Source organism: Nocardioides marmoriginsengisoli (genome assembly GCF_003725695.1).
Lineage (GTDB): Bacteria > Actinomycetota > Actinomycetes > Propionibacteriales > Nocardioidaceae > Marmoricola > Marmoricola marmoriginsengisoli.
Genome location: NZ_RJSE01000007.1, coordinates 1,337,687 through 1,346,827, shown reverse-complemented (window position 1 = coordinate 1,346,827; position 9,141 = coordinate 1,337,687). Strand labels below are relative to the sequence as shown.

Genomic DNA, 9,141 nt, shown 5'->3' with positions numbered 1-9,141 from the left:
GCCGGCCCCCCGAGATACACAGCACGGCCAGCCGACGTCAGGCATGCAGGTCGCGCCCCGGTTCCAGTACCAGGACGCATCACGCCGAGGACTATATCGGGCGTTTTGGGGAGGAAGGGACTAAATCCGGCTTTACGAGATGTGATGTTCTCGATATTCAGGATTCACGGCCGCGAGGCTCAGAGCTCGGCCTGCACCCCGGCGATCAGCTGGCGGGCCATCACGATCCGCTGGACCTGGTTGGTGCCCTCGTAGATCTGGGTGATCTTGGCGTCGCGCATCATCCGCTCGACCGGGTAGTCCCGGGTGTAGCCGTAGCCGCCGAGCACCTGGACCGCGTTGGTGGTGACCTCCATCGCGACATCGCTCGCGAAGCACTTGGCGGCGGCACCGAAGAAGGTCAGGTCGTGGTCCTGGCGCTCCGAGCGGCCGGCGGCGGCGTAGGTCATCTGCCGGGCGGCCTCGACCTTCATGCCCATGTCGGCGAGCAGGAACTGCATCCCCTGGAACTCGGAGATGGACTTGCCGAACTGCTTGCGCTCCGCGGCGTACTCCAGCGCGTAGTCGAGCGCTCCCTGGGCGACGCCGACCGCCTGGGCGGCGATCGTGACCCGGGTGTGGTCCAGGGTCCGCATCGCGGTCTCGAAGCCGGTGCCCTCGGCGCCGATCATCCGGCTCGCGGGGATCCGGACGTTGTCGAGGTAGACCTCCTTGGTCGGCGAGCCCTTGATGCCGAGCTTCTTCTCCGGCGCACCGAAGGAGACGCCCTCGTCGGCCTTCTCGACGACGAACGCCGAGATGCCGCGGGTGCGCGAGTCGGGGTTCGTCACCGCCATCACCGTGTAGTACTCGGACTCGCCCGCGTTCGTGATCCAGCGCTTCACGCCGTTGAGGACGTAGAAGTCGCCGTCACGGACCGCGCGGGTGGTCATCCCGCCGGCGTCCGACCCGGCGTCCGGCTCGGACAGGCAGTAGGAGAAGCCGCCCTCGCCCTTCGCGAGCTTGGTCAGGTACGTCGCCTTCAGCTCCTCGGAGCCGGCGATCTGCACTGGCAGCGAGCCGAGCTTGTTCACCGCGGGGATCAGGCTGGAGGAGACGCAGACTCGCGCGATCTCCTCGATCACCAGCACGGTGGCGAGCGCGTCCGCACCGGCGCCGCCGTACTGCTCGGGCACGTGCGGGGCGTGGAAGTCGGTCTCCAGCAGGGCCTGCGCCGCCTCGACCGGGAAGCGCGCCTCCTCGTCGACGGCCGTCGCGTACGGCGCAATCTTCGCCTCGGCGATGTCACGGACCGCCTTGCGGATCTCGCGGTGCTCCTCGGACAGGCCGTACAGCGGGAAGTCAGAATCCATGGGGTCCATACTAAATCTCGGGTGAACGTCCGCTAACCCCTGGAGCCGTGATCTCGGACTCACCCGCGGGCCCCGGAACAGCGCCGCAGCGCGCGGCGTTGCACCGGCATGACCACCGACTGGCAGCAGCGCGAGGACGTCGACTGGATGCTCGACGAAGGCAAGACCTGGGCGATCGTCGGGCTCTCCGGAGATCCGAGCAGGACCGCCTACCAGATCGCCGCCGCCCTGCAACGGGCCGGCAAGCGGATCGTCCCGATCCACCCCGACGCACCCACCGTCCTCGGCGAGCAGGGCTACGCGTCGCTGGCCGAGGTGCCGTTCCCGATCGACGTGGTCGACGTCTTCCGGAGGTCCGAAGCGGCCGGCCCGTACGCCGACGAGGCCGTCGCAATCGGGGCGGGCGGGGTGTGGTTCCAGCTCGGCGTGGTCGACCCCGAGGCGTTCACCCGGACCAGCGCGGCGGGAGTCCGGATGGTGATGGACACCTGCCCGATGATCGAGTGGCGCAAGCGAGGGAGCTAGAAGCCCAGCTTCCGCGGGCCGCTCGCGGCCTGGTCACGGACCACCTTGCCCTTGTCGTGCGCGACCGTGCGCAGCGACTCCTGGAACTCGACCATCTTCTGCTGGAGCGCGTCGTCGCCGGCGGCCAGGATCCGGACGGCGAGCAGGCCGGCGTTGCGGGCGTTGCCGATCGCGACGGTGGCGACCGGGACCCCGGCCGGCATCTGGACGATCGAGAGCAGCGAGTCCATCCCGTCGAGGTACTTCAACGGCACCGGGACGCCGATCACCGGCAGCGGGGTGACCGCGGCCAGCATGCCCGGCAGGTGGGCCGCTCCCCCGGCTCCGGCGATGATCGCCTTCAGCCCGCGGCCGGCGGCCTCGCGGCCGTAGGTCAGCATCTCGTCCGGCATCCGGTGCGCGGAGACCACGTCGGCCTCGAAGGCGATGTCGAACTCGGCAAGCGCCTCGGCGGCCGCCTTCATCACGGGCCAGTCCGAGTCGGAGCCCATCACGATGCCTACAACAGGGCCTACAACGGGGTTCATTCGCTCTCTTCTCCTAGGTCGCCTGCGAACCATGCTGCCGCATGGCGGGCGCGTTCAAGACAGTCCTCGAGGTCGTCGCCGTACGCGTTCACGTGACCGACCTTGCGGCCAGGGCGCATCCCCTTGCCGTACAGGTGCACCCGGAGCCGTGGGTCCCGGGCGAGTGCGTGCGGGTAACCGTCGTACAGGCGCGCCGTGTCGGACGAGCCACCGAGGATGTTCACCATCACCGTCCAGGGGGCTCGCGCATCGGGAGCGCCGAGCGGCAGGTCCAGGACCGCCCGCAGGTGGTTCTCGAACTGCGACGTCACCGAGCCGTCCTGGGTCCAGTGCCCGGTGTTGTGCGGCCGCATCGCCAGCTCGTTGACGAGGATCCGGCCGTCGTTGGTCTCGAAGAGCTCGACCGCGAGCACGCCGACGACACCGAGCTCGCCCGCGACCTTCATCGCGATCTGCTGGGCCTGGGTGGAGAGCTCCGGGGCCAGGTCCGGCGCCGGGGCGATCACCTCGCGGCAGATCCCGTCGCGCTGCTCCGAGGCCACGACCGGCCAGGCCGCCACCTGACCGGAGGGCGAGCGGGCGACCAGCGCGGAGAGCTCGCGGCGGAAGTCGACGAGCTCCTCGGCGAGCACCTGGACACCGGCAGCGGCCGCGGCCTCGAAGGCCTCGGCGCAGTCCTCGGCGGAACGCACGAACCAGACGCCCTTGCCGTCGTACCCGCCGCGGGTGGTCTTGAGCACGCACGGGAGGCCGAAGTCGACGACCTCGGCGGTGGACTCGACGATCGCGTTCCGGGGACAGGGCACGTCGAGCTTGGCGAGCGCCTCGCGCATCACGCCCTTGTCCTGGGCGTGCACCAGGGCGTCCGGCCCCGGCCGCACCGCGAGGCCGTCGGCCTCCAGCGCGTGCAGGTGCTCGGTCGGGACGTGCTCGTGGTCGAAGGTGACCGCGACGCAGCCGGCGGTGATCCGGCGCAGGTCCGCGAGCGAGGTGTGCTCGCCGATCTCGTGGTCGACGATCACCTGGGCCGCGGAGACGCCCTCGGCCTCGGCGAGCAGCCGGAGCGGGATGCCCAGCGCCGCGGCCGGCTCCGCCATCATCCGGGCCAGTTGTCCGCCGCCGATGACGGCGACCTTGGGGGCGAGCGCGTCGGTCACGGAAGGAGCCTATCTAGGCTGTGCGGGTGGCTGCCTTCACCCGTGCCGAACTGGACGCCTTCCGCGACACCGAGGTGCCCGACCTGTACGGCGCGGACCTGCGGCTGCTCTTCGTCGGGATCAACCCGGGGCTGTGGACCGCCGCCGTCCAGACCCACTTCGCGCACCCGACCAACCGCTTCTACCCGGCGCTGTACGCCGCCGGCATCATCACCCGGCCGATCGACCCGGCCGCCGGCATGGACGCCGAGGACCGGGACCACTTCACCGGTCGGGGCCTCGGCCTGACCAACGTGGTCCGGCGCGCGACCGCGCGGGCCGACGAGCTGAGCGCCGCCGAGCTCCGGGCCGGTGGCGCGGCGCTGCACCGGTTCGTCTCCGAGCGCCGTCCGACGGTGGTGGCGATCGCCGGGATCACGGCCTACCGGACCGCGTTCAAGGTCCCGGCGGCGAAGGTGGGCCGCCAACCCGGGACGTTCGGCGGCTCGGTCCTCTGGGTGGTGCCGAACCCGTCCGGACTCAACGCGAGCGCGACCACCGCCTCCTTGGCTGCTGCCTACCGGGAGCCCGCGCTCGAGGCCGGGATTCTCGTCTGAGCGTCGCCAGGCGTGGTGCCGCGCGTGGCGGCGTCGTCTGAGCGTCGTCAGGCGTGGTGCAGGGCAAGGCGGAGGAGGGAAGGACCAAGGAATGCAGCCTGCCCTGCGGAGCGGGCTGTCGACCGACGACAACGCGGCCCGGTGCCGCGCATGGCGGCGCTCAGTGGCGGGGGCGGGTGCGGCGTACCGTGAACGGCTCAAGATCGCCGAAGCCGCGGATCGGGCGCGCCGGCAGCGGCCGGGTCTCGAAGGCGACCGCGGGCAGCAGCTCGGCGGTGCGCTGGTCGATGATCACCCGGTTGCGCCGGGCCACCGTGGTGAACCGCGCCGCCAGGTTGACCGGCGGGCCGTAGACGTCGCCCATCCGGAGCACCACCGGCCCGGTCGCCAGTCCGAGCCGAACGTCGGGCAGCCGCTCGTCGCCGCCGATCACGCCGATGATGTCCAGCGCGATGTCGATCGCCTGGACCGGGTCCGCCTCCATGAACAGCACCGAGTCGCCGAGGGTCTTGATCACCCGCCCGTTGTGGTCCGCGATCACGTCCGAGCAGCGGGTCTCGAAGACCTCGACCAGCTCGCCGATCTCGTGCTCGTCCAGCTCGTTGCTCAGCGCCGTGAACGAGACCAGGTCGGCGAACCCGACCGTCGCCTGCGGCACGTGCAGGTCGTCGTCGTTCGCGCCGAGGACCTCGATCCGGCTGACCGCGGCGGCCAGGTGCCGGCGCCAGGCGTAGACCAGCAGCTGGTCGAAGTTCGGCACCTGGTTCTCGACCAGGTCGAGCGCGGTCTGGAGGGCCTCCGGCGAGGACAGGTCGCCGCTGGCGAACTCCTCCAGGGCGGTCGAGACGGTCGCCATCTGCCAGTCGGCGAGCCGGGAGACGGTGTGCCCGATCGCCCGGGTGAGCCGAAGCATCGTCTCGAAGTCGATGCCGGAGTCGGAGACGGTCCGGGTGACGAGCTCCAGGGCCTCGCGATCGGCCGAGTTGAACGCAGGCTGGTCGCCGGCGTCCGGGAAGCCGAGTGCCCGCCAGAGCCGGCGGGCGTCGTCGCCGCTGACCCCCGCCGCCTCCGCGACCTCGCCGGCCCGCATCGTCGGCGCCTCACCGAGGATCGCCGTCTCCAGGTCCGAGATCGAGAGGCCGTCCGGGGACTCAGCCGTGGGATCAGGTCCCGTCATTGTCGTTGGCGCCCTGGAACAGCAGGTCCGCGATGATCCGCTGACGCTCCTCCACCTTCGGGACGTCGGGGAGCTTCACACCCAGGTCGCTCGCGTCGGAGATGACCAGCGTGCCGCAGCCGAGGATCCGGTCCAGGAGGCCCTTCTCGTAGGAGACGTCGCTGATCCGGGCGAGCTGGATGTCGTGGCCGGTCCGGGTGATCACGCCCTGGTGGGTGGTCAGCCGCCGGTTGGTCACCGTGTAGGTCGCGGTCAGCCAGGTCAGGAACGGCCAGACGAAGAAGATCAGTGCGAGCACGGCCATGATCGCCAGCACCACGCCGTACCCGATGCCGCGGTGCTCGTCGGTGATGTCCGGCACCTTGCTGAGCAGGAATCCGCCGACACCGGCGATGACGATCAGGATCAAGGACGGCACCACCACGGCCTTCACGTGCGTGCGCGTCGTGAAGACGATCTTCTCGCCCGGATTCAGGTGTTTGTTGACCACCCGCGAATCATGTCACGTGGGGCGCACGTGCACGACGTCTCCGGCACCGATCGGACGCTCCCCGACCAGCAGCCGGCCGCTCCGGTCCAGTCCGGTCGCGGTGCCGGTGAGCTCCTCGCCGTCGGGGAGGCTGACGGTCACCTCCCGGCCGATGGTGTCGCACTCGGTGCGGTACCGCTCCAGGACCGCACCCGGCTCGGTCCGCAGCGCGTCCAGGATCGTCGCGAGCGCCGGCACCACGGACCCGAAGACGGCGGTGCGGCTCACCGAGGAGCCGGCGATCGCCAGCGAGGTCGCGGTCGGCACCGGCAGGTCCTCGGCCCGCAGCCCGACGTTGATCCCGATCCCGATCACCGCCAGCGGCACCCCGGCGGCGCTCTGGACCCGTTCGAGCAGGATCCCGCAGACCTTGAGATCGTCCCCCGCCGACGAGCGCACCAGCAGGTCGTTGGGCCACTTGAGGACGACCGGGACGTCCGCCTCGCGGCGCACCCCGTCGGCCACCGCGAGCGCCACCGCCAGCGGGAGCAGGGGCCAGTCGTGGTCGGCGATCCCGGGGTCGACGACCACCGAGAAGGTCAGCGCCGAACCGGGCGGGGTCTCCCAGGAACGGTCCAGCCGGCCGCGCCCGGCGGTCTGGTGATCGGCCACCACGATGGTGTCCGCGACCGGATCCTGGGCGGCCAGCGCATTGGTCGAGGCGGCGGTCCCGTGCAACGTCACCGACCAGCCCGGACCGGCCGCGGCGGAGAGTGCGTCGAGTTCGAGGGGTGACCAGGCGGGTTCAGGTGTCGACATACCCACTAGATTGGCCCACGTTCCACCCGTTGGGCCACCCGCACCTCCTGGGGGCCAGTGAAAAGGAGTCGTCAGCGTGAGCGCAGTTCCAGGGCAGGGCACCGAGGTGCCGAGCGACATCGACATCCACACCACGGCCGGCAAGCTCGCCGACCTGGAGCGTCGCATCGACCTGGCCGTGCACGCCGCCTCCGACAAGGCCGTCGAGAAGCAGCACGCCAAGGGCAAGAAGACCGCCCGCGAGCGCATCGAGACCTTGTTCGACGAGGGTTCCTTCGTCGAGCTCGACGAGCTCGCCCGGCACCGCTCGGTGGCCTTCGGGCTGGAGAAGAACCGTCCGTACGGCGACGGCGTGATCACCGGCTTCGGCACCATCGACGGCCGCCAGGTCTGCGTCTTCTCCCAGGACTTCACCATCTTCGGCGGCTCGCTCGGCGAGGTGTACGGCGAGAAGATCACCAAGGTGATGGACCTGGCCATGAAGATGGGCTGCCCGATCATCGGCATCAACGAAGGCGCCGGCGCCCGGATCCAGGAGGGCGTCGTCAGCCTCGGCCTGTACGGCGAGATCTTCCGCCGCAACGTGCACGCCTCGGGCGTCATCCCGCAGATCAGCCTGATCATGGGCTCGTGCGCCGGCGGCCACGTCTACTCGCCGGCCGTCACCGACTTCACGATCATGGTCGACGGCACCTCGAACATGTTCATCACCGGGCCCGACGTGATCAAGACCGTCACCGGCGAGGACGTCACGATGGAGGACCTGGGCGGCGCCCGGACCCACAACACCAAGTCCGGCAACGCGCACTACATGGGCGCGGACGAGGACGACGCGATCGAGTACGTCAAGGCACTGCTGGGCTACCTGCCGCAGAACAACCTGGACGAGGTGCCGTCGTACGACGACGTCGCCGACCTCGAGGTCAGCGACCTGGACCGCTCGCTCGACGTGATCATCCCGGACTCCCCGAACCAGCCGTACGACATGCACGAGGTCATCGAGGCGATCCTGGACGACCAGGAGTTCCTCGAGGTGATGCCGCTGTTCGCCCCGAACATCCTGATCGGCTACGGCCGCGTCGAGGGCAAGTCGGTCGGCATCGTCGCCAACCAGCCGATGCAGTTCGCCGGCTGCCTGGACATCGACGCCTCCGAGAAGGCCGCCCGCTTCGTCCGGACCTGCGACGCCTTCAACATCCCGGTGATCACCCTGGTCGACGTCCCCGGCTTCCTGCCCGGCACCGACCAGGAGTGGAACGGCATCATCCGCCGCGGCGCCAAGCTGATCTACGCCTACGCGGAGGCCACCGTCCCGCTGATCACCCTGATCACCCGGAAGGCGTACGGCGGCGCGTACGACGTGATGGCCTCCAAGCACCTCGGCGCCGACATCAACCTGGCCTGGCCGACCGCCCAGATCGCGGTGATGGGCGCCTCCGGCGCGGCGAACATCATCCACCGCAAGGAGCTGGCGCAGGTCGAGAAGGACGGCGGCGACGTCGAGGCCCGGCGCGCCGAGCTGATCACCGAGTACGACGACACCCTCGCCAACCCGTACATCGCGGCCGAGCGCGGCTACGTCGACGCCGTGATCGCCCCGCACGAGTCCCGGGTCGAGATCGTCCGGGCGATGCGGCTGCTGGCCAGCAAGCGCGAGACGCTGCCGCCGCGCAAGCACGGGAACATCCCGCTGTGAGCGAGCAGCCGGTCCTGCGGGTCGTCACCCCGGACGCCACTCCCGAGGAGATCGCGGCCCTGGTCGCGGTGTTCTCGGCGATGGGTTCGGCTGCCGCGCCGGCGAAGAAGCCGGTCGCCGCGTGGGCCTCGCACCAGCGCCGGCTCCGCCCGGCGCACCCGCACGGACCCGGCGGCTGGCGCGCGAGCGGCCAGTCCCGCTAGTCATGGGCGCCCCCACCCGGCTGATCCTCGCCTCCGCCAGCCCCGCTCGGCTGGCGACGCTGCGGGCTGCCGGGCTCGACCCCGAGGTGATCGTCAGCGGGGTCGACGAGGACGAGGTCGAGGTGTTCGAGCCGGCCGAGTACGCCCTCAAGCTGGCCCAGCTCAAGGCGGTCGCGGTCGCGGCCGACCAGCCGCGGGCGCTGGTGATCGGCTGCGACTCGGTGCTCGAGTTCGAGGGCGAGGTCCTCGGCAAGCCCGACGACGCGGCCGACGCCACCGAGCGCTGGCAGCGGATGCGCGGCAAGGCCGGCGTGCTGCACACGGGGCACTGCCTGATCGACACCCACCGGGAGGTCTGGCTCGGCCGCTCGGCGGCGACCCAGGTCCGCTTCGCCCACCTCGACGACGACGAGATCGACGCCTACGTCGCGACCGGTGAGCCGTTGCGGGTCGCCGGCGCCTTCACCCTCGACGGTCTCGGCGGCGCCTACGTGTCCGGGATCACCGGCGATCCGCACAACGTCGTCGGCATCAGCGTCCCGTTGCTGCGGCTGATGTTCGACGAACTGGGCTTTGTGTGGCACGAGTTCTGGCGTCCTGCCAACGGCCACTCCTGAACA

Annotated in this window: 11 protein-coding genes; 5 read left to right on the top strand and 6 right to left on the bottom strand. The window is 70.6% G+C overall.

Going from position 1 to position 9,141, the window contains the following annotated elements; genetic code table 11:
• Positions 1 to 179: 179 nt before the first annotated feature.
• Positions 180 to 1,352 carry an acyl-CoA dehydrogenase family protein gene (locus EFK50_RS15030; RefSeq protein WP_123228316.1) on the bottom strand — a complete coding sequence of 391 codons (1,173 nt, stop codon included), beginning with the start codon at positions 1,350 to 1,352 and terminating at the stop codon, positions 180 to 182.
• 108 nt (positions 1,353 to 1,460) lie between these two features.
• Between EFK50_RS15030 and EFK50_RS15025 the strand changes: the two genes are divergently transcribed.
• Positions 1,461 to 1,877 (top strand): CoA-binding protein, encoded by a 417-nt coding sequence (locus EFK50_RS15025; RefSeq protein WP_123228315.1) that lies wholly within the window; start codon positions 1,461 to 1,463, stop codon positions 1,875 to 1,877.
• Here the strand turns inward: EFK50_RS15025 and purE are convergent.
• Together purE and EFK50_RS15015 are read right to left on the bottom strand one after the other, a co-directional pair.
• A complete protein-coding gene (purE, locus tag EFK50_RS15020) occupies positions 1,874 to 2,404 on the bottom strand; it encodes a 5-(carboxyamino)imidazole ribonucleotide mutase (protein WP_123228314.1) in 531 nt (176 codons plus the stop codon). The two genes, EFK50_RS15025 and purE, sit on opposite strands and share 4 nt — an antisense overlap.
• Complete coding sequence (locus tag EFK50_RS15015; RefSeq protein WP_123228313.1) at positions 2,401 to 3,561, bottom strand: 5-(carboxyamino)imidazole ribonucleotide synthase; 1,161 nt, start codon at positions 3,559 to 3,561, stop codon at positions 2,401 to 2,403. Before EFK50_RS15015 ends, purE begins: the two co-directional genes overlap by 4 nt.
• 26 nt (positions 3,562 to 3,587) lie before the next feature.
• Here EFK50_RS15015 and EFK50_RS15010 point away from each other — a divergent pair, with 26 nt between their 5' ends.
• Complete coding sequence (locus EFK50_RS15010; protein ID WP_123228693.1) at positions 3,588 to 4,157, top strand: mismatch-specific DNA-glycosylase; 570 nt, start codon at positions 3,588 to 3,590, stop codon at positions 4,155 to 4,157.
• A gap of 160 nt (positions 4,158 to 4,317) precedes the next feature.
• Here the strand turns inward: EFK50_RS15010 and EFK50_RS15005 are convergent, their stop codons facing one another.
• From EFK50_RS15005 to EFK50_RS14995, 3 genes are read right to left on the bottom strand one after another with little or no spacing between them, the layout of a single operon-like run.
• On the bottom strand, positions 4,318 to 5,334 hold the full coding sequence (locus EFK50_RS15005) for an adenylate/guanylate cyclase domain-containing protein (RefSeq protein WP_123228312.1): 1,017 nt from the start codon (positions 5,332 to 5,334) through the stop codon (positions 4,318 to 4,320).
• Positions 5,321 to 5,824, bottom strand: coding sequence for a PH domain-containing protein (locus EFK50_RS15000; RefSeq protein WP_123228311.1), 504 nt, complete (start codon positions 5,822 to 5,824; stop codon positions 5,321 to 5,323). Before EFK50_RS15000 ends, EFK50_RS15005 begins: the two co-directional genes overlap by 14 nt.
• A 12-nt stretch (positions 5,825 to 5,836) precedes the next feature.
• Positions 5,837 to 6,622 (bottom strand): biotin--[acetyl-CoA-carboxylase] ligase, encoded by a 786-nt coding sequence (locus tag EFK50_RS14995; RefSeq protein ID WP_183407846.1) that lies wholly within the window; start codon positions 6,620 to 6,622, stop codon positions 5,837 to 5,839.
• Positions 6,623 to 6,728: 106 nt separating this feature from the next.
• Between EFK50_RS14995 and EFK50_RS14990 the strand changes: the two genes are divergently transcribed.
• The 3 genes from EFK50_RS14990 to EFK50_RS14980 are packed head-to-tail and all read left to right on the top strand — an operon-like array spanning position 6,729 to position 9,138.
• Entirely contained in the window at positions 6,729 to 8,318 is a 1,590-nt protein-coding gene (locus EFK50_RS14990; protein ID WP_123228309.1) for an acyl-CoA carboxylase subunit beta, read from the top strand.
• Positions 8,315 to 8,521, top strand: coding sequence for an acyl-CoA carboxylase subunit epsilon (locus tag EFK50_RS14985; RefSeq protein ID WP_123228308.1), 207 nt, complete (start codon positions 8,315 to 8,317; stop codon positions 8,519 to 8,521). Before EFK50_RS14990 ends, EFK50_RS14985 begins: the two co-directional genes overlap by 4 nt.
• Positions 8,522 to 8,523: 2 nt before the next feature.
• Positions 8,524 to 9,138 (top strand): Maf family protein, encoded by a 615-nt coding sequence (locus tag EFK50_RS14980; protein ID WP_123228307.1) that lies wholly within the window; start codon positions 8,524 to 8,526, stop codon positions 9,136 to 9,138.
• The last annotated feature ends 3 nt before the right edge of the window (positions 9,139 to 9,141 follow it).